Origin of the sequence: Virgibacillus sp. LDC-1 (assembly GCF_030137545.1) — a bacterium.
Taxonomy (GTDB): Bacteria; Bacillota; Bacilli; order Bacillales; family Amphibacillaceae; genus LDC-1.
The window spans coordinates 18,002-37,439 of record NZ_JARUVL010000016.1 but is presented as its reverse complement, the minus strand read 5'-3'; the positions used below and the strand labels follow the sequence as shown (position 1 = coordinate 37,439).

Annotated in this window: 15 protein-coding genes and 1 riboswitch; of the genes, 7 read left to right on the top strand and 8 right to left on the bottom strand. The window is 39.4% G+C overall.

What is annotated here, in order from left to right:
• The first annotated feature begins 11 nt into the window (after window positions 1-11).
• Complete coding sequence (locus QBK89_RS12610; protein WP_284141412.1) at window positions 12-461, top strand: YaiI/YqxD family protein; 450 nt, start codon at window positions 12-14, stop codon at window positions 459-461.
• 123 nt (window positions 462-584) lie between these two features.
• Here the strand turns inward: QBK89_RS12610 and QBK89_RS12605 are convergent, their stop codons facing one another.
• From QBK89_RS12605 to QBK89_RS12590, 4 genes are all read right to left on the bottom strand, one after another.
• Complete coding sequence (locus QBK89_RS12605; RefSeq protein WP_284141411.1) at window positions 585-1,088, bottom strand: acyl-CoA thioesterase; 504 nt, start codon at window positions 1,086-1,088, stop codon at window positions 585-587.
• 232 nt (window positions 1,089-1,320) lie between these two features.
• Window positions 1,321-1,508: riboswitch (cobalamin riboswitch) on the bottom strand.
• Window positions 1,509-1,706: 198 nt separating this feature from the next.
• A complete protein-coding gene (locus QBK89_RS12600) occupies window positions 1,707-3,119 on the bottom strand; it encodes a glycoside hydrolase family 18 protein (RefSeq protein WP_284141410.1) in 1,413 nt (470 codons plus the stop codon).
• A gap of 346 nt (window positions 3,120-3,465) precedes the next feature.
• Window positions 3,466-4,665, bottom strand: a complete 1,200-nt coding sequence (locus tag QBK89_RS12595) for a class I SAM-dependent rRNA methyltransferase (protein WP_284141442.1) — start codon at window positions 4,663-4,665, stop codon at window positions 3,466-3,468.
• Complete coding sequence (locus tag QBK89_RS12590) at window positions 4,662-5,264, bottom strand: AAA family ATPase (RefSeq protein WP_330949730.1); 603 nt, start codon at window positions 5,262-5,264, stop codon at window positions 4,662-4,664. The genes QBK89_RS12595 and QBK89_RS12590 overlap by 4 nt, the downstream gene beginning before the upstream one ends.
• Window positions 5,265-5,412: 148 nt before the next feature.
• On the opposite strand from QBK89_RS12590, the gene QBK89_RS12585 reads away from it, so the two are divergent.
• The 3 genes from QBK89_RS12585 (at window position 5,413) to adhE (ending at window position 11,541) form a co-directional block, all read left to right on the top strand.
• Complete coding sequence (locus QBK89_RS12585) at window positions 5,413-7,620, top strand: MMPL family transporter (RefSeq protein ID WP_284141409.1); 2,208 nt, start codon at window positions 5,413-5,415, stop codon at window positions 7,618-7,620.
• Between the two features lie 152 nt (window positions 7,621-7,772).
• Window positions 7,773-8,702, top strand: coding sequence for a phosphotransferase (locus QBK89_RS12580; RefSeq protein WP_284141408.1), 930 nt, complete (start codon window positions 7,773-7,775; stop codon window positions 8,700-8,702).
• Window positions 8,703-8,940: 238 nt separating this feature from the next.
• The gene (adhE, locus tag QBK89_RS12575; RefSeq protein ID WP_284141407.1) at window positions 8,941-11,541 is read left to right on the top strand and encodes a bifunctional acetaldehyde-CoA/alcohol dehydrogenase; all 2,601 of its coding nucleotides are present in this window, start codon (window positions 8,941-8,943) and stop codon (window positions 11,539-11,541) included.
• A 133-nt stretch (window positions 11,542-11,674) separates the two neighbouring features.
• Here the strand turns inward: adhE and QBK89_RS12570 are convergent, their stop codons facing one another.
• Window positions 11,675-12,163 carry an NUDIX hydrolase gene (locus QBK89_RS12570; protein ID WP_284141406.1) on the bottom strand — a complete coding sequence of 163 codons (489 nt, stop codon included), beginning with the start codon at window positions 12,161-12,163 and terminating at the stop codon, window positions 11,675-11,677.
• Between the two features lie 183 nt (window positions 12,164-12,346).
• Here QBK89_RS12570 and pdxK point away from each other — a divergent pair, with 183 nt between their 5' ends.
• The gene (pdxK, locus tag QBK89_RS12565; RefSeq protein ID WP_284141405.1) at window positions 12,347-13,156 is read left to right on the top strand and encodes a pyridoxine/pyridoxal/pyridoxamine kinase; all 810 of its coding nucleotides are present in this window, start codon (window positions 12,347-12,349) and stop codon (window positions 13,154-13,156) included.
• Window positions 13,157-13,752: 596 nt separating this feature from the next.
• Here the strand turns inward: pdxK and QBK89_RS12560 are convergent.
• Together QBK89_RS12560 and QBK89_RS12555 are read right to left on the bottom strand one after the other, a co-directional pair.
• Complete coding sequence (locus QBK89_RS12560) at window positions 13,753-14,451, bottom strand: RluA family pseudouridine synthase (protein ID WP_284141404.1); 699 nt, start codon at window positions 14,449-14,451, stop codon at window positions 13,753-13,755.
• Between the two features lie 156 nt (window positions 14,452-14,607).
• On the bottom strand, window positions 14,608-16,131 hold the full coding sequence (locus QBK89_RS12555) for a BCCT family transporter (RefSeq protein WP_284141403.1): 1,524 nt from the start codon (window positions 16,129-16,131) through the stop codon (window positions 14,608-14,610).
• A 422-nt stretch (window positions 16,132-16,553) separates the two neighbouring features.
• Between QBK89_RS12555 and QBK89_RS12550 the strand changes: the two genes are divergently transcribed.
• Window positions 16,554-17,216: a GntR family transcriptional regulator gene (locus tag QBK89_RS12550; RefSeq protein WP_284141402.1), complete on the top strand. Its 663-nt coding sequence runs from the start codon at window positions 16,554-16,556 to the stop codon at window positions 17,214-17,216.
• Window positions 17,217-17,305: 89 nt separating this feature from the next.
• On the opposite strand, the gene brnQ is transcribed toward QBK89_RS12550, so the two are convergent.
• Window positions 17,306-18,661, bottom strand: coding sequence for a branched-chain amino acid transport system II carrier protein (gene brnQ / locus QBK89_RS12545; RefSeq protein WP_284141401.1), 1,356 nt, complete (start codon window positions 18,659-18,661; stop codon window positions 17,306-17,308).
• A 356-nt stretch (window positions 18,662-19,017) separates the two neighbouring features.
• Between brnQ and QBK89_RS12540 the strand changes: the two genes are divergently transcribed.
• The gene (locus QBK89_RS12540; protein WP_284141400.1) at window positions 19,018-19,410 is read left to right on the top strand and encodes a DUF2500 domain-containing protein; all 393 of its coding nucleotides are present in this window, start codon (window positions 19,018-19,020) and stop codon (window positions 19,408-19,410) included.
• The last annotated feature ends 28 nt before the right edge of the window (window positions 19,411-19,438 follow it).

The following is a 19,438-nucleotide window of genomic DNA, read 5'->3' as shown; positions in this document are numbered from 1 at the left end:
GAGAATCAGAAATGAATATATATGTAGATGCAGATGCAAGTCCTGTAAAGGATATTGTGATAACAATCGGGCAACAAGAAGCTATTCCAGTAATTCTCGTGAAGAGCTTTAATCACTTTTCACATGAAGAGGATCCAGATGGGGTAAAAACAGTTTATGTCGATCACGGGGCAGATGCTGCTGACTATCGCATCATTCAACTCGTATCAAAAAACGATATTATAATTACACAGGATTACGGACTTGCCTCGCTTGGACTAGGAAAAGGATGCCATGTCCTTCACCATAAAGGATTTGCTTACACACAAAATAACATCGATCGACTGCTTCAAACACGGCACTTAAGTGCAAAATCGAGACGCGCAGGCCAACGTACAAAAGGTCCTAAGCCTTTTACAGAGGAGGATCGGGAAAAATTCACCGTCTTACTCCTGCAAACCGTCCAAAGGGCTAAAGCATAGGCACATCCCTTTGCAAGCGCACACAAAAGAGCAGGAAAAAACGGAACAAAGCGCTTGCTTTTTTCCGTCTTACAGCAATATTTGCTAACATTGCCTCCTGCTCTAATCGTCTCTTCTTTTCATTTACGTATTGCTTACCTGCATTGTTTGACGCTGTTGTCGCATCGCTACACGCTTTTCGCGATGCTTTTTCCGAGATGGTGCAGAATCATAAAGCTGCTGTTCTTCAGGTGTAGTTGGATATACCTTTGGAACCGGAATTGGCCTCCCCGCTTCATTCACAGCTACCATTGTTAGGAATGATTCGGTAGTAAGCTTTTCCTCATGCTTAATTAAATCCTGTGCAACTACTTTTACATAGACCTCCATAGAACTTGTTCCTGTATAGGTTACATAGGCTTCCAAGGTTAATGAATCTCCTGCCTTAGCGGATGAGAGAAAATCAACCGAATCAATAGAAGCTGTAACAACCGCACTCTTTGCGTGCTTCATTGCTGTTAATGCTGCAATTTCATCGATATATGCTAGCACCTTCCCACCAAAAATAGTATCCAAATGATTTGTATCTGGCGGCAAAACTAATCGCGTTTGCACTGTTTTTGTTTCACTTATTGTTTTCTTCTGCACTCCGTTTCCTCCCTATAGTGAAGCTTCAACCCGCGGTGATTCTTCTATCCCACACTAATTGTTCGTTGAGCACAACATGCAACGTGCAACTTGACCCTCACTTAAGTAGCAGGCTCATGGGGAATAAAAAAAGAACCTTTCTAAGATGATATAGAAGGTTTTCGGCCTAGTCGAAATACACATGTATCCTAACATGCATCATTTCGTCACACCCTCCTATCTCCCGTAGGAAAAAATGTCCTTCCGCATGGCAGGTTTCCTGGCTCTGCTTCAACGAATCGCTTACCTTCCCAATTTCTAATGAAATCAGTGGTGTATACAAGTCGATTCTTCACATTACAGTGGCGGGACCGCGCTGGACTCACACCAGCTTCCCTTTTCAACCTTGCAAGCAAGGTCACCATGTGGCGATTATTTAATTTTTGTTCCATTATTTATTGTAACATAAGGGATCTTATTCTACATAAATTGTTACTTTTCTATACTATTTCTGCCCGCTTCATATGCTTTTCCTTCTTTAAGGAACTTCGACAAAAATACACGCAACTCCTTTTTCCTAACATTAGATGTAGCAAAAAAACACCTTTGATTCAAGGCCAAAGATGTTTTGAATGCGTGTTATATTTTTTTAATCGTAAAGTGGTCACGAAGCACGGCCCAATTTTGTGGAAAGTCATTGCCTAGCACCCAATAACTAACACCTCGCAAGCCATAATCCTGCACCAACTTATATTTCGCTGCCATGCTTCTTGCATCCTCAAACCATACTTCATGCTGTTGTCCATTTTCATCTGTATAGCGGAAAAACGGAGATTGTGCCACCATATCATATTGAATCGCTGCTCCATATTTTAGAGCAAGCTGTACTGCCTGCTGTGGACTAACTGAAGTGGCAAAGGTTCCTTGTACCCATGGGATTTTCCAATCACGGCCATACAGTGGCATACCTACAACTACTTTATCTCGCGGAATTACTGTTACTGCATAATCAAGAATATCCTTTACCTTATTAAGTGGTGCAATGGCTCGCGGTTCTCCTCCTGCCCACCCCCACTCATAGGTCATTAAAATGATAAAATCTACTATTTGTCCTTGTGCTTTATAGTCATGTGCTTCATACAATAAGCCTTGTTGCTCTCCGCGCTCCTTTGGGGCTAATGCTGTTGAAACTGTAAATCCTTCTGGATGCAACCGAGAAACGGTCTTTCGTAAAAAAGCATTGTAGTTTTCTCGATCCTCTGGGTATACATATTCAAAGTCGATATTCAAGCCACGATAGCCTTTCCCTTTCATCGTTGAAACGATATTTGTAAGGAGTTTATCTTGAACATCTGCGTTACGAAGAACTGCAGCTGCTAAATCCGAATCGAATTTTCGATTTTTGAAATTAGTAATCACTAAAAGCGGCGATACCTTTGTAGTTCGTGCTGCATCTAAAATCGTTGTATCCTGAAGTGCACTAATTGTTCCATCTTCCTTTACCCGGTGCATAAATGGAGATAAATACGTGAAATTTCTTCCTAATACGAGCACTTCCTCTGCCCCTTGCTCATTAATCTCAGTTGTGTATGCGTTGACCTCCTTCGTCGGCTTTTTTGGCAAAGGAATTCGCAGCATTTGCCCTTGATTAATAAGTGATGGATTAGCTATTCCATTTACGGCAGCGAGCTCATTAACCGTAATCCCATACCGTTTGGCAATTTGCCACAATGACTCCCCTGGCTGAACTTGATGAGTGGTATAAGGCAATTGCAAAACTTCCCCAATATAAATTAAAGATGGATTTGTAATATTATTTACGCTAGCAAGGGATTCAACTGGTATGTTTAACCGTCTTGAAATCTCCTCCAAGCTATCGCCAGCCTGCACAACATATTCCCGCCCTCGCTCTGGAATAACTAATGCTTGCCCAACAACAAGTGCACTTGGATCCTTGATTTCATTTGCTAATACAATCTCGTTTAAATCCGCATTATATTGCTGGGCAATTCGCCAAAGTATATCGCCACGCTTCACTACATGTATTTTCATATCCTTCCCTCCCAATCTTACATATCTACCTATCATGTTATTCATTGTGAATTTGTCCCGGTACCATGTAGCAAATAAAAGCCCACTAGATTGGAAAAAGACGTGGCCTAGGAGGGTAGGGCTGTTCAGCATTAAACGTATCATAATGTAAGTTAATACATGATATAGTGCAGAGATTAATAAACGCTTGAAAAAAATCAGGAAGTAAATTCACCGCTCTAAGGCAATTAGATTTCTCTTTTTCACAATCCTTGTTCCATCTATCAGGATCATACCTACAACCACAAAAAACTACCCACTTTATTAAATGGGTAGTTTTGAATAATATTTCTTTATCTATGCCTAGTCATGATGTTCTCTGAAGGATGACAACCTTTAAATAGTTTCCTTCTGGATAAGCTGAGATCGTTTGGAAGTCAGCAGGAAGGGAAAATTCCTCCAAAATCTTATAAGAAGCATTCATCTCGCGAAACGCCTTCTCGATAAACCCTTTGAATTTATTCATTCCAAAAGAGGCATTGTTTGTGGATGCAACAATGAAGCCATCCTCCTCTAAGATAGCAACTGCTTCTTTCAATAGCATCGGATAATCCTTTGCAGTTGAAAATGTTCGTTTTTTCGATCGGGCAAAGCTTGGCGGATCTAGGATTATCATATCGAAGGTGAAGCCTTTCCGTTTGGCATATTTAAAGTAATCAAATACGTCCATGACAACAATATCCTGCGCTGCAACATCAATTCCGTTAACTTCAAATTGTTCAACGGTTTTCGGCTTGCTTCGCTTTGCTAAATCAACACTAGTCGTTTTTCGAGCCCCACCAAGTGCAGCCGCTACCGAAAAAGCTCCTGTATATGAAAATGTATTTAGCACATGCTTTCCGTTTGCATACTTTTCTCGAATCGCTTGGCGAACCTCACGTTGATCTAAAAATATGCCAACCATGGCACCATCATTTAAATACACCGCATAGTGCATGCCGTTTTCCTTCACGATGATTGGGAAGGTAGGACGTGTTCCTTTTACGAAATCATCATCTTCAATATATTGTCCTTTATGATCAAACCTCTTTTTCTCATAAATTGCTTGATAATCGACAACCTGTTCGAATGCCTCTAGTACTTCTTCCTTATATGAATAAATTCCAAGGCTATACCATTGCATTAAATAACAGCCATCAAAATAATCAATCGTGAGACCACCGATACCATCGCCTTCTCCATTAAAAACGCGAAAAGCAGTCGTATTCGGATCTGTGAAAAATGACTTTCGCTTGGACAAGGCCTTTTCTAGCTTTTGCTTAAAAAAAGACACATCAATGTCCACCTGTTGATCGATTGTTAATGCCCAACCTATACCTTTGTTTTGAATCCCATAGTATCCCTTCGCAATCCACTTTCCATGTGCCGATTTCAAATGAAGGATCGCTCCCTCTTTGCCTTCTAGCTCATTCTCAACAATTGCGTCCTTATGTATTAATGGATATCCTTTTTGAAAGGATTTTTCATATTTATTTTTTACGGTTACTTCGATAATCGCTCTATTCATTTTATCCAAACCAATCTCTCTTTCATTTGTATGCTGATATAGTCCCACTTTTTTCTCCATATTGTACGTTTATCTGGCAATAACGAAAGCTCACATCGGGAAGCAATCGTTTCTACTAAATCATCAACGGTTTTCCCATCGGTTAAAAGATGGATGCCAAACTGCGTGTCTTGTAAGCTTTGCAGTCTCCCCTGCATTTGTCGATAACTCCAGCTCCGACTGCCTTCCAGCCGTTTTCGTAATCGTTTCGCTATTGTTTGCGGAGATGCCATTAATGCAAAGTGGTGAACGTTTCTTCCATCACGTCTTAGTTTTCCTATGATCTCATTAAAATATGATGGGTTTGTCAATGTCATTGGGACGATAATGGGACCATTATACGTCTCTGATATATGGTGCAACAGCTTGTAATTCGCCTCACGCCAGAGCGAATAATCTTGAAAGTCAGCTTCTGCCATAACTCTCGGTATATTCGCCATGAAAACAGCACCGAAATGCTCTGGATCATAAACAATTGCCTGGTCCAAGCGCCTCTTTAATTCAAATGCAAGCGTCGTTTTGCCAACGCCAAAGGTGCCATTCAACCATATAATCATCATGAAAACCCCTTTATTCTTTCCTTCTAGCTTACCACAAAAAGCTAGCCTAAAAGCGCCTCATACAAACTTTTTTGAAACATCCTATTCATCTTCTGTTCATATTCAACACTTAAAATAAGAGCATTGAATAAGAAGGAGATGAATTACGATGCTTACATTTATTCGTAACATTGTCGCATATACGAGTAGCAGAAAAGGAGCAAAGGTAACACTTATTGCCTGGATAATGGCTGTCCTTTTATTTACGGTTTTAGCCCCGTCTGCAAAAGATTATGAATCAAATAGTACGGAAGGAAGTATAGCAGGAAACACCCCATCAGAAATCGCACAACAATTGGAAAAAGAACAGTTTCCATCCAAGGATGGACTAACTGCCTTGCTCGTATTTCACAAAAAAGAGACATTTTCAGAAACAGATAAGGAAAAATTTAATCAGCTTAGTCAATGGTTTGCCTCTGAAAACAAGCCAGAAAATGTTGCAAAGGCACTCCCATATCACAAATTCCCTGAGCATGTGCAAGCGCAATTATTTTCAGAAGACAAAACAACGCTTCTTTTCAATGTAACGTTAAAGGAAGGAATCTCAACCGATGAAACCCATGACACCTTAACACGAATATCAGATCAGGTTACTGGACTAGGGCTGGATCACATGCAATTTGAGATTACTGGACCAGCTGGTATTTCTGCGGATACGATTACATTATTTAAAAACGGTGACTTTGTTTTAATGGCAGCAACAGTAGTATTAATATTTATCCTATTAATATTGATTTATCGCTCACCACTTCTAGCGATTACTCCGCTTATCATCGCTGGATTAGTATATGGTGTTGTTGATCGAATACTAGGAATGGCAGGAAAATTTGAGTGGTTTGCAGTGGACAGCTCTGCTGTTTCTATTATGCTTGTACTACTTTTTGCCGTATTAACCGATTATAGCTTATTTGTCTTTTCAAGATATCGAGAAAAGCTCTCGCAAATAGAGTCGAAGTATGATTCGATGTCTCAAGCAATGTATCATGTTGCGGAACCTATCTTCTTTAGTGGGGGAACAATCTTCCTAGCAATGCTTACTTTGTTTGCTACAATATTTGAACCGTATCATGCTTTTGCGCCAGTATTTTCTATCGCTGTAGTTATCATTTTGATCGCTGGAATAACGCTCATTCCGAGTATTTTTGCTTTAATGGGACGAAAAGCCTTTTGGCCATTTATTCCAAAGGTTAATAACGAACAAGAAAAAGAGCATAAGTTTTGGGGAATGATCGGACAATTCGTTAAAAAACATCCAGCATTTCTCGCGGGCTCTCTTTTAATTGTTCTCTTAATTGGAGCTTTTCAAGTCCCAACAATGAACTATTCTTTTAATATATTAAAGTCATTCCCAGATGACATGTCTTCCCGTCAAGGGTTTGAATTACTAGAAAACCATTATCCTGCGGGAGAATTAGCACCTGTTACAATTATTTTAAAAACAGAGGATAGCATTGATGCCGATTCGACATTTTTGCAACGTGTTTCTAAGCTAGTTGAAAAACTAGCAGCAGAAAATAATGTAAGTAAGGTTTCTCCCGATTTAGAACCAGCGATTATTCAAGGAGAAAAAGCATTGCCGAACAACTTTTTATCCGAAGATGGGAATGCTGTAAAGCTAGAGCTAACCTTAGAAAGCAATCCATATGAGCCGAAGGCGTTGCAAACACTGGAACAACTTCGGGATAAAGAAGAAACATTATTAGAAGCAAGCGGATTATCTAATCACTTTGAATTACATTATAGTGGTCAAACAGCTACACAGCTTGATGTCCGAGATATGAATACACGTGATACCATTGTTCTCTTTTCGATGGTCATCGCTTTTATCACCATTGTATTAGGCTTCCAAACCCGCTCCTTCTTGTATCCGATTCTCATGGTTGGCAGTATTCTATTATCCTATGTTGCAACACTAGGATTTAGCTGGTGGATGTTCGAACATTGGTTAGGCTATACGTCGATTAGTTATCGCTTGCCGGTGTATACCTTTGTCTTTATGATCGCTTTGGGGATTGATTACAATATAATGCTCGTATCTAGAATTAAAGAAAAAGCAAATGAACTCCCTTGGAATGAAGCAGTAGCTGAAGGGATTCGCTTAACGGGAGGAGTCATCTCCTCAGCAGGACTAATATTAGCAGCTACCTTTGCCGTCTTAATGACACAGCCGTTACAGGAGTTATTCCTATTTGGCTTTACCATGGCATTTGGTATTCTACTTGATACGTTCATTATTCGTGGAATGTTCTTCCCGTCGATTTTGCTATTAACAAAGCCAAAATCAAAGCAAAAGAATAGCATAAAGCACAGCAAATAAACGCTTTTAAGGGCAGTTCCTCATCTTTTAATAGATGTGGACTGCTCTTTTCTATACATTTATACGGTTTCACCTTGTTGGTCGTTGTGATTACTGCTACTATTTTCTTAATACTAGTTTCTTATGGTTGTATAAACGGAGGAGGCTTTGTTATGAGTGAAATCGCACGTATAAGACAATTTGGCTTCGAGCTCGACGAGGAACCGAAAAGTATTTATCCATTCTCACCTGTTTACCGAATAAATCAATATATTGTGAAGCGAACACAAGCACCATTATCGCGTGCAACACGATTAATGAACTTCACAACTTTTCTCCATAAGCATGGGATTGATATTGTTATTCCAGTTTCGCTTCCTACTGCTAATCCACAGCAGGTAGACGAGAAAGAAGTATATGTTGTTTATCCATTTATATCTGGAGAAACGTATCGTGGTACCATACATCAAATAAGAGATGCCGGTAGCTTGCTTGGAAAAATCCATGCACTGTCACCGAAAGAAAACACCTATCTGTTAGATACATATGATGTTTTTGATTTTACCCTGGAAGAAGTAGAGGAAAGCATACAAAAAATTAGCCAGCATGTGGAAAAGAAGGGGCTCCCTTTTGACCTAGCGTTTTTACATAAGGTTTTGCTTGAAGCAGTTACACAGCAAGAACAATTAAAGACGTGCACGCTGCTATCCGTTGCATCTCCATATGATTATAAGGCGAATAATCTCATCTACACACCGAAGCCTTATGTCATTGACCCCGATAATGCAACATGGATTCCGCGCATATTTGATCTTGCGCTTTCTTTACTCCTTTTTCACAATGAATTATCCACAGCTCCTGACAGGGTTTTTACACCGAACGAATGGAACGTATTTCTAAATGGGTATCAGCAGTCGGTTCAACTAACGGAACGAGAAGTAGAGCAATGGTCAATCGCCTTAAAGCATATTTTTCTGGATGAAGTGATGTGGTTAATGGCAGCATATGAGGAAGATTGGGAAAATCATGCCCAGCAAAAGCTATTTCAAAGCTTACTCCACCTTTTGCAAAACATGGAAGCTTATTCACTTAAAAAAGCATAATTTTAACGATGTATTTGACCACTACGAATTTTAGTTGTTCACATTTTATCCACAATCCTATTCTATCAACAATGGAAGCGTTTCTTTAATCCTTTCAAACGCTTCCAAATAAAAGATTGCTCAATATTTCACATAAAATTAATGGAAATAACAAATAAACCTTTATATAATATAGGTGTAAGTTATAGAACGTTTTTATTTATGCTCACCATTTCACAATATTAAAGGAGGAATTTCCATGACTCAAGTAGAAAAAGCAAAAGTGGCAGATGATGCTTCCAAAATGATTGATAAGTTGGCAGCAAACGCTGTACATGCATTAGAAGAGTTAAAGCAATTAGATCAAGAGACAATCGATCGAATTGTAAAGGAAATGGCATTAGCTGGATTAGATCAACATATGCACCTGGCAAAAATGGCTATTGAGGAAACTGGGCGAGGCGTATTCGAAGACAAAGTCATCAAGAATATATTTGCAACGGAATATATTTATCACAATATAAAATACAACAAAACGGTTGGTATTATTCATGAAAATGAACAAGAAGGGATTGTCGAGCTAGCAGAGCCTGTAGGAATAATCTGCGGCATCACACCTGTAACAAACCCTACATCAACAACAATGTTTAAAGCACTTATTTCAATAAAGACAAGGAATCCGATTATATTTGCTTTTCACCCATCTGCACAAAAATGTAGCAGCAGAGCCGCAGAAGTACTTTATAATGCAGCAATTAAAGCAGGCGCTCCAGAAGATTGTATTCAATGGATCGAATATCCTTCAGTACAGGCAACAAAGGCTTTAATGCATCACAAAAACATCTCATTGATTCTCGCAACTGGTGGTGCAGGTATGGTGAAATCCGCATACAGTTCAGGAAAGCCTGCACTTGGTGTTGGACCAGGAAACGTTCCTTGCTATATCGAAAAAACCGCAAAAATTAAACGCGCAGTAAATGACCTTATCTTATCTAAAACATTTGATAATGGAATGATATGTGCTTCAGAGCAAGCTGTTATCATCGATAAGGAGATTTATCCTGCTGTTAAACGTGACTTAGAAGCAAACAATTGTTATTTCTTAAACGACGAGGAAAAAGCCAAAGTCGAAAAACTCGTAATCAACCCTACTACATGTGCGGTTAATGCTGATATCGTCGGAAAGCCTGCATATGAAATTGCAAAATTAGCAGGAGTGAAAGTAGCGAAGAATACAAAAATCCTCATTGCTGAGCTAACAGGAGTTGGTCCTGAATTTCCATTATCACGGGAAAAGCTTAGCCCAGTATTAGCCTGCTATCGAGTAGAAAGTACTGACGAAGGATTTAGAAGAGCAGAAGAAATGCTTCACTTTGGTGGATTAGGACATTCTGCTGTCATTCATTCTACAGATCAAAAGGTCATCGAAGCGTATTCGCTCCGAATGAAGGCCGGACGAATCATTGTTAACTCACCGTCCTCACAAGGTGCAATCGGGGATATTTACAATGCCCATATGCCTTCCCTAACATTAGGCTGCGGGACATTTGGCGGAAATTCTGTATCATCAAACGTCAGCACTGTACACTTGATGAACATTAAAAAAATGGCACGGAGGAATAATAATATGCAATGGTTTAAATTACCTCCAAAAATATACTTTGAAAAAAACTCGATTCAATATTTAGAAAAGATGCCGAATATCACGAAAGCATTTATTGTTACAGATCCAATGATGATTGAGCTCGGCTATGTCGACAAAGCACTCTATTATTTACGAAAACGTTCGGACTATGTCCATTGTGAAATATTCTCTGATGTTGAACAAGATCCCTCTATTGAAACCATTCAAAAAGGAACTGCTCAAATGCAGCAGTTTAAACCAGATGTAATTATTGCACTTGGTGGAGGATCGCCAATGGATGCCGCTAAAGCAATGTGGTTATTTTACGAATATCCAGATGTAGAATTTAATGATTTAAAACAGAAATTTATGGATATAAGAAAAAGAATCGTCAAGTATCCAAACCTAGGAAGAGAAGCTAAATTCGTTGCGGTACCAACAACTTCTGGTACAGGATCAGAAGTAACATCCTTTACGGTCGTGACAGATAAACAATCGAACACAAAATATCCATTAGCAGATTATGAACTCACACCAGATGTAGCAATTATTGATCCACAGTTTGTCATGTCCGTGCCGAAGGAAGTCACTGCCGACACAGGAATGGATGTTCTGACACACGCGATCGAAGCTTACGTTTCTAGCATGGCAAATGATTATACAGATGGGCTTGCCATTAAAGCTATTCAGCTTGTTTTTGAATATTTACCAAAGGCATACCACAACGGGAATGATGAAGTTGCTCGAGAAAAAATGCACAATGCCTCTACCATTGCGGGAATGGCATTTTCCAATGCATTTTTAGGAATCAATCATAGCTTAGCGCATAAATTAGGGGCAGCTTACCAAATCGCCCATGGACGAGCAAATACTATTTTATTACCACATGTGATCCGATATAATGCAAGCAAGCCTGAAAAATTTGCTACGTTTCCAAAATACGAATACTTTATTGCTGATCAACGGTACGCAGAAATTGCCCACACACTTCACCTTCCTGCAAGCACCGTTGAAGAAGGGGTCGAAAGCCTAGTACAGGCAATTATCAATTTAGCAAAAGAGTTAAATATTCCAATGAGTATCAAGGAGGCGGGCGTTGTGAAAAAAGACTTTGAAGCAAATGTAGATCAATTAGCCGAGCTTGCCTTTGACGATCAATGTACCATCTCCAATCCGAAGCTGCCTTTAGTGTCCGAATTAGCAGACATCTATCGCCAAGCATATAAAGGCGTCTAAGCGAATCGCTTTCCTGCAAAAGGATGCTCTAACGTCTAAACAAGACGATGAGCATCCTTTTTTGTATACAACAGTCGTATAGAAACAGATAGACTACCGGTCAATTCCATATTCCGCACTTAGTTACAGCAACTCATTTTAAGATGGCAGCATTCTTATAAAAGTGAGGAAGTGTTGGAACAATTAGCTGTTGTTCTACCATCTTTTCATACTGCTCTTCATTCGCCCACATAACATCAACTACTTCTCCCTGCTGCAGCTGCAAGTCCGAAAGTGAGGGGTTCGCAGGAAACAGCCAGTAATCTGAATGGTGCGTGGAGGCAATTTTTGAGAAGACAAAGGTCCCCTTTCTATCGTCTAGCTGCAATCCAATTTCTTCCTCCACTTCTCTTATTGCCCCTTCCAAGCTAGACTCCCCTGCTAATACAGAACCACCTGTACATTCCCAAAGCCCTCCAAATGACTTGTTAGGGTCCCTTTTTGATAATAAAACCTCTCCCTTTTCATTTTGAATCCATACATGTACTACAAGGTGATAGAACCCTTCATCAATCGGAACACCTCGGACATGGGTTTTCCCTATTTTATTCCTTTTCCTATCATATAAATCCCATATTTCCATATGTCTCCCACCCATCCAACGATTTCTGTATTATCCAATCCTTTTCCTATTATCCATGATACATCTTTTTATTGTTTTACAAAATCTCGTCCCTTCCAACATCTATTACTTTTTTCCACTCTTTAATTGGTATATGATATGAGGATAAGAACTTTAACTTTTTCAATTTTGGGGGTAACTTCTATGACAATGAAAAAAACACTAACCCTTGCCGGTTCTGACTCAAGTGGTGGAGCAGGCATTCAAGCGGATTTAAAAACCTTTCAAGAGCATGGAGTATACGGAATGACCGCACTAACATCCATTGTAACAATGGATCCAAACAACTATTGGAGCCATGGTGTCTATCCGATCGATGTCGATGAGGTTGAAAAACAATTAAATACGGTCTTATCCGTGGGAATAGATGCAATGAAAACTGGAATGCTTGGTTCTGTTGATATTATTGAGCTTGGAGCCAAAAAAATCGATGAACATCACCTTACAAATTATGTACTCGACCCTGTTATGGTATGTAAAGGGGAGGATGATGTATTACAGCCAGAAAACACAGATGCAATGCGAGAACTGCTTTTACCTCGTTCCATCGTTACGACTCCTAATCTATTTGAAGCAGGACAGCTAGCTAAAACTGGGCGAATCAAAGACATTGAAGGTATGAAGGAAGCTGCAGTTAAAATTCATGAGCTTGGTGCAAAAAACGTCGTAATTAAAGGCGGAAAAGCACTCGAACATGAAAAAGCAGTTGATTTATTCTATGATGGAAAGCAATTTGTTTTAATGGAAAAAGAAAAAATAGACACCCATTACAATCATGGTGCTGGATGTACATTTGCAGCAGCAATTACAGCTAATTTAGCGAATGGAAAATCGGTCCAAGAAGCAGTTTCCGCAGCAAAGGATTTTGTTACTGCAGCAATCAAGCACGGTTGGAAGCTAAATCAATACGTTGGCCCAGTCATGCACGGCGCATACAACCGTTTTGGAAACTAAGTATAAAAGAAAATGATTCTTTATATAAATACACACACGAAATATTCATGAACTTAAATTAAGTTTTGGAGAATTAAAAAAATTATTATGCAGTTGAAATGGGCGAACCTCCTTGAAAAAGGAGGTCGCTTTTTTTCTACGTGCGATGTGACGCTGTCTTGTCCTTTGGGAACAGCGACAGGGGAAGGCAGGCTATAATAGCTACATCCTCTGTTTCTTGATTGAGTTTGGAGTATTCTTGATCGTTTGAGGCTGTTTCTTGATCGAGTTGGGGTGTTTCTTGATCGAGTTGGGGTGTTTCTTGATCGAGTTGGGGTGTTTCTTGATCGTTTGAGGCATTTCTCGCTCGAGTCGGAGCGTTTCTTGATCGAATTGGGGCTGTTCTCGCTCGAGTTTGGAGTGTTCTCGCTCGAGTTGAGGATTCTCGCTCGAGTCCAGGTATTTCACGCTCAAGCTGGGGGATTCTGGATCGCTAATACGTCCTATACAACAAAAAACACTCGGAAAAGCGCATTATCTTTTCCGAGCTGTGCCCGAGGAAAAGCGAATCCATTTTCAAACTGCGATGCTATTGTTTTGTCTCATCTACTGTATCGTTATCCAATTTCTTTGTTTATCAACGGTTGCTTCCATAGGTTCCACGGATAAGTCTCTGGATAAATCCCATCTACTGCAATTACTTCATCACGAACTGGATGCGGAAACGAGAGCGTATGCGCAAATAAGGCAAGCTGTTGTCCAGGTTGGTTTACTGTTTGACCATATTTTTGATCACCATAAATTGGCGTCCCGTTTGCAGCGAGCTGCACTCGAATTTGATGAGATCTTCCAGTATGCAGTTGAACCGATACAAGGCTCATTCCTGCTTTTCGTCCCAACACCTCATAACTAAGTCGCGCCTTCTTCGCACCCTTCCGTGTCGGCTCTACGACATACACAATATTTTTCTGTTTATTTTTCCATAAAAAATGCTCTAATTCCCCTTTTTGCTTTACTGGTGTTCCTCGAACAATCGCCAAGTACTTTCTTTCCATTTCATGCCGTTGTAGCATTCGTGATAATCTAGCGGCTGCCTTCGACGTTTTAGCAAAAGTAATCACACCACTAACCGGACGATCCAATCGATGAACGAGTCCTAAATAAACATTGCCAGGCTTTTGATATCGCAGCTTTAAATCCTGCTTTAAGATAGAGAGCAAGTCTAAATCTCGCGAATGATCTCCTTGTACCGGTATATTCATAGGCTTATGTACGATTAATAAATGATTATCCTCGTACAGTATATCTACATCCATGCAAAAATCCTTATCCCTTCGATATAGTACATTCCATGGTATCATATGGATACAGCATTTGCCTGGAAATTGGATAGAATGCTAGGAAATTATATATTTCCGTTCCCAAATAAATGGGCTCTCCTGCTTTAAGAGAGCCCGCCTGCATATTTCTTATTACTTTTTATTAAAAAGTCTTTGCTCCATTGCCATCTTCCTAGCAATTCGTGGCGCATTCCATAATGGTGGTAATAACAGGAATGAGACGGGAACAGCAGTAATGACAATCGAATTTTGAATCGAAGCAATACTGTTTTCTCCGATTGACAAAATCATACTTGTCGTTAATCCAAAAATGATTGCCCAAAACACACGTAACCAACGCTTCGGGTTATCATTCCCTGTTAAAGTCGCCGCAACTGTAAATGACATAGTATCCACCGTTGTTGCAACAAAGATAACAGATACAAGTAAAAATCCAATGCCAATCCATAATCCCATTGGAAGCTGATCAGAAATAGCCATCACAGCAGCAGACATGCCTCCTTCATCTAATGCCTTGGAAACTGAACCTGGATTCTCCATCTCAAAAAACACACCTGTTCCACCTACAACCGAAAACCAGAAATTATTCACGATAGGAGCTACAATCGATACCGCAATTATCAATTCTCGAATCGTACGCCCACGAGATATTCGGCTAATAAATACAATCAGCATTGGTGCATAGCCGATAAACCAACCCCAAAAGAATATGGTCCAATAACTCAGCCAATCTGCATCTCCGCGATAAAGACTCATCGTAAAGAAATGCTGCAAATGGACGCCTGTTCCACCAACAAACGCATCGATGATAAACATTGTTGGACCGATTATTAAAATAATAATCGCTAAAAAGATAGTAAATCCAACATTATATCTACTTAATGTTTGAATTCCCCGATCGACTCCTGTTGCAGCAGATATTGCAGCAATAACAGCCAAAAACAGAACGACGATAACACTTAATGTAAGTGTATTCGGCACTCCGTATAAGTGATGAAGTCCGAATGAAATTTGTAGTCCTAAAAAACCGAGCGGCCCTAATGTTCCAGCAACCGTTGCGATAATAGCAAACGCATCTGCCGAAGTACCAAGGATGCTTTTACCATATATTTTTTCCCCGAAAATAGGATACAACAATCCTCTCGGACGAAGTGGTAGCTTTTTATGATAATGCACATACATCATTACAATGGAAGCTAATGTCCCTAAAATCGCCCATGCACTAAAACCCCAGTGCATAAACGACTGTGCGAATGCATTAAAAATGCTATTTGAACCATCTTCTCCAAATAGAGGTGGCTTCGTCATGTAATGATACATTGGCTCAGAAGCAGCCCAAAACACACCACCACTTGCTAACAGTGTAACCAAAATCATGGATACCCAGCGAAAATAACTATACTTTGGTTTGTCCTGTTTCCCTAGTCGAACTTTTCCATATTTAGAAAAAGCTAATCCAAGACCAACAACAAAATTGGCTAAAAGCAGGACCTGCCAATATGCACCAAAAAAGTTAGCGGAGTAGTTAAAAAGCGATGTGATCACTTTGTCTACTCCATCACTATTAAAATAAGATACGACGATAAATAAAACTAAAAATCCACCACTAATTATAAAAACTGGCCAATCTAAATGATTATTTTCTTTATACTTCACGCTTTTCCTCCTAATTGAAATTAGGAGCAAGTGTCCAAAATAATACGTTTGCCTTTTAGACCGTTGGGCAGAAAGTGACTATTCAAAGCTAAAATAATCATTGACAGAAACCACCAGCTTGCTCATATATACACGATTAAAAATTATAAGGAACGACTTGTTGTTTGTCAAACCGCCATTTCCTAACTATTCTGGGCATATTTCGATTTACTACGGGATTTTTGCTATGTTAGCTATTAATTCCGAATAAATGCTTCCTATACTAACTGTTTATTTGCTAGTCTCTTACTATTTCTTCATTTTTATACTCTATGTTAAATCCTTTATAGCGTTTGCATAATCAAGTCTATGTCCATATACAGCGGTTTCATGTATACTACATATAGACGTATATTACTATATTAGTAGAAGGATGAATAAAAATGCCTATACCTTCCAATTCTGCAAAACTAATTCGTAAATCAGCAAAGGAAAACGTCCTCATGCAGCTTCAACAGTGGATTATTGACGGAACGTTAACACCAGGTGAAAAGATAAATGATAAAGAACTAGCGGAAGCACTTGGAGTAAGTAGAACTCCTGTCCGAGAGGCATTACAACTTTTAGAGGTACAAGGCTTTGTAAAGATGTATCCTGGGAAAGCAACACAGGTTACCGAAGTCGATAAGGAATCAATCAATGAATTACTCCCGCCTCTGGCCGCATTGCAATCGATGTCTGCCGAGCTTGCCATTCCAGAACTCACAGATATACAAATTTTCCAGTTAGAGCAAACGAACCATCGGTTTGCAGAGGCAATTCGTACAGAGAACTACTTTACCGCACTGAAAATTGATGAAGAATTCCATCAGATGATTGTCGACGCAGCAAACAACACGTACATTCATAAAATTATCGATTCACTTCAAGCTCATGTGAGACGATTATTTTTTCATAACTCTATTATATTGACCGAAAAATCGGTACAAGATCATGTGCATATCATAAACTATATAAAGGAAAAAGATCGCACAAAAGCATCGTTAGCAATGCGAGAAAATTGGTTGCGCGCAATTGAGGAATTCCAATCCTTTAACAAAGCTTAAAGAATACTTTCTTACAAATATAAACGCTTTTATAAACGTTATAAAGTATACTAAAAACCCGGCTATCCATTATGGAAGCCGGGTTCGTATTATGCCTCTACTGTAACTGCACGCTGTATGCGACTAATAATCCCTGTAACGAAAATAACAATTAATACTGGAACGAGCCAGCCGAGCCCATCACTATAAAGTGGCAGGGTCTTTTCATAAAATGAGATAATCGGTGCAAGCCAGTCGAAATAATCGATTTTAAATAAGTCACAAAACGTCTTCAACCCATCAATAATACTAATCAAAAAAGTCACCGCGATGGTAGATACATATACGAACCGCGCATGCGCAAAAAGCGGTGAAAGAAAAGTTAATAGCATCAGTACAATTGCTAATGGGTATAAAAACATCAACACCGGAATCGAATAATTAATAATATTGGCAAGCCCAAAATTAGCTATAATAAAAGTTAACAATGAAAAGAACACAACAAATTTCTTATAGCTAATACGCGGAAATAGTGTATGGAAATATTCTCCACACGCAGTCATTAAGCCAATGCTAGTCGTTAAACAAGCGAGCGTAATAATAACTGCTAGCATAAAGCTGCCAGCCACTCCGAAGTAGTGTGATGCTGCATTGCTAAGAACAGGGCCACCCGTATCAAATAAGCCAAACTGCTGCATACTGGTTGCTCCAAGATAAGCAATTCCTATATAGATGACAGCAAGCAGAAGAATCGCCACAGCGCCGGCCTTTGTAGTTGCAGAAAGTATGCCGCGCGTTGTTTTTACGCCCATCGATTGGACAGCTTTGATGACGATAATACCAAATACAAGTGAGGCCAAGGCATCCATTGTATTATATCCTTCTGTAAAACCTTTCATAAACGGGGCGTTTGCATAGCCTGGCTGCGCAGACTGAAATGCTCCCATCGGTTTTACAAAAACCATCACAAGCAATATCGCTAATAGAACTATAATCCCTGGTGATAATATTTTTCCAACACGATCAACAAGCTTCACAGGATTTAAAGAAAGCCATAAGCTAACCGCAAAGAATATAAAGGTAAATAAAAACAAACCGATTGGATGAAAGGACTCACTCACAAATGGGGCAATTCCAATATCATAAGCAACCGCACCTGTACGAGGAGCTGCAAAAAACGGGCCAATCGTTAAATATAATACCGATGTAAATAAAACAGCATAAACAGGGTGTACTCTACTCGCTAATTCTTGCAGATCACGACTTCCAGAAAATCCAATCGCTAAGATCCCTAGCAACGGCAGCCCTACCCCTGTTATTAAAAAACCAATTACAGCCGGCCATAAATTTTCTCCAGCATTTTGACCAAGCTGTGCTGGAAAAATTAAATTTCCGGCACCAAAAAATAAAGCAAATAACATAACACCCACTATGAAATAGGATGAAAATGGTAGCTTTGAATTCATTCCAATGTTCCCCCTACGATCTGCACACCACTTTTAAAATATGCAATATATCAGTGGAATCATCATACTACCTTTAGTCTAAAAAAACAACAGGTTTCGGCAAATTTTTTGTTTATTTTGAAACACAAGAAAATTTAATGTCGTCATATGTCATCTTATGCGTTCGATCAGCACCGTTTCCTTCGTCGCTTCATGATGGTCCGTTGAATAATATCACGTATTCATCGGCAGTTTAGCCTGCAAATAGTGCCTCCTGCAAATTTGCAGGAGGGGGAAATGGATCCTATGCTATACTATTCCATATATATCCACTCATTTTCGAAATGAAAAAACACGAACAAAAGGAGAATCCAGTTATGAATGATATAAATCCTTCTGGCGACTTTATGTTTAATATAGTCCCGCTTTTTATCGGTATTATCTTTGTCATTATGATCATAATAATTATCGTTCGATCTGTCGGAGCAGTAAAACAATGGAATAAGAACGAACAGTCGCCAAAATTAACCGTTCCAGCAGTTGTAAAAACAAAACGCACTAAAGTAAACCGACACATTCATTCAGGCGAAAACAACATGGGTCACGTAACTACGACATATTTTGTAACAATGGAATTTGATAGTGGTGACCGATCAGAATTTAAAATTTCCGGGAAGGAATTTGGTCAGCTTGCAGAAGGTGATGTTGGAATGCTTCACTTTCAAGGCACCCGCTTCTTAGGCTTTGCGAGGTCAATAGAAAATACATAATCCGTTTATTGAATTAATAGTAAATACT

Bases quoted from the DNA above. Each gene is read 5' to 3' on its own strand.
- QBK89_RS12600 (WP_284141410.1), bottom strand. From the start codon at position 3,119: ATGAAAATACATGTAGTGAAGCGTGGCGATATACTTTGGCGAATTGCC.
- QBK89_RS12585 (WP_284141409.1), top strand. From the start codon at position 5,413: ATGCTTACATTTATTCGTAACATTGTCGCATATACGAGTAGCAGAAAA.
- adhE (WP_284141407.1), top strand. From the start codon at position 8,941: ATGACTCAAGTAGAAAAAGCAAAAGTGGCAGATGATGCTTCCAAAATG.
- QBK89_RS12540 (WP_284141400.1), top strand. From the start codon at position 19,018: ATGAATGATATAAATCCTTCTGGCGACTTTATGTTTAATATAGTCCCG.
- QBK89_RS12550 (WP_284141402.1), top strand. From the start codon at position 16,554: ATGCCTATACCTTCCAATTCTGCAAAACTAATTCGTAAATCAGCAAAG.
- pdxK (WP_284141405.1), top strand. From the start codon at position 12,347: ATGACAATGAAAAAAACACTAACCCTTGCCGGTTCTGACTCAAGTGGT.
- QBK89_RS12590 (WP_330949730.1), bottom strand. From the start codon at position 5,264: ATGATGATTATATGGTTGAATGGCACCTTTGGCGTTGGCAAAACGACG.
- QBK89_RS12580 (WP_284141408.1), top strand. From the start codon at position 7,773: ATGAGTGAAATCGCACGTATAAGACAATTTGGCTTCGAGCTCGACGAG.
- QBK89_RS12560 (WP_284141404.1), bottom strand. From the start codon at position 14,451: ATGGATGTAGATATACTGTACGAGGATAATCATTTATTAATCGTACAT.
- QBK89_RS12610 (WP_284141412.1), top strand. From the start codon at position 12: ATGAATATATATGTAGATGCAGATGCAAGTCCTGTAAAGGATATTGTG.
- brnQ (WP_284141401.1), bottom strand. From the start codon at position 18,661: ATGAATTCAAAGCTACCATTTTCATCCTATTTCATAGTGGGTGTTATG.
- QBK89_RS12595 (WP_284141442.1), bottom strand. From the start codon at position 4,665: ATGAATAGAGCGATTATCGAAGTAACCGTAAAAAATAAATATGAAAAA.
- QBK89_RS12570 (WP_284141406.1), bottom strand. From the start codon at position 12,163: ATGGAAATATGGGATTTATATGATAGGAAAAGGAATAAAATAGGGAAA.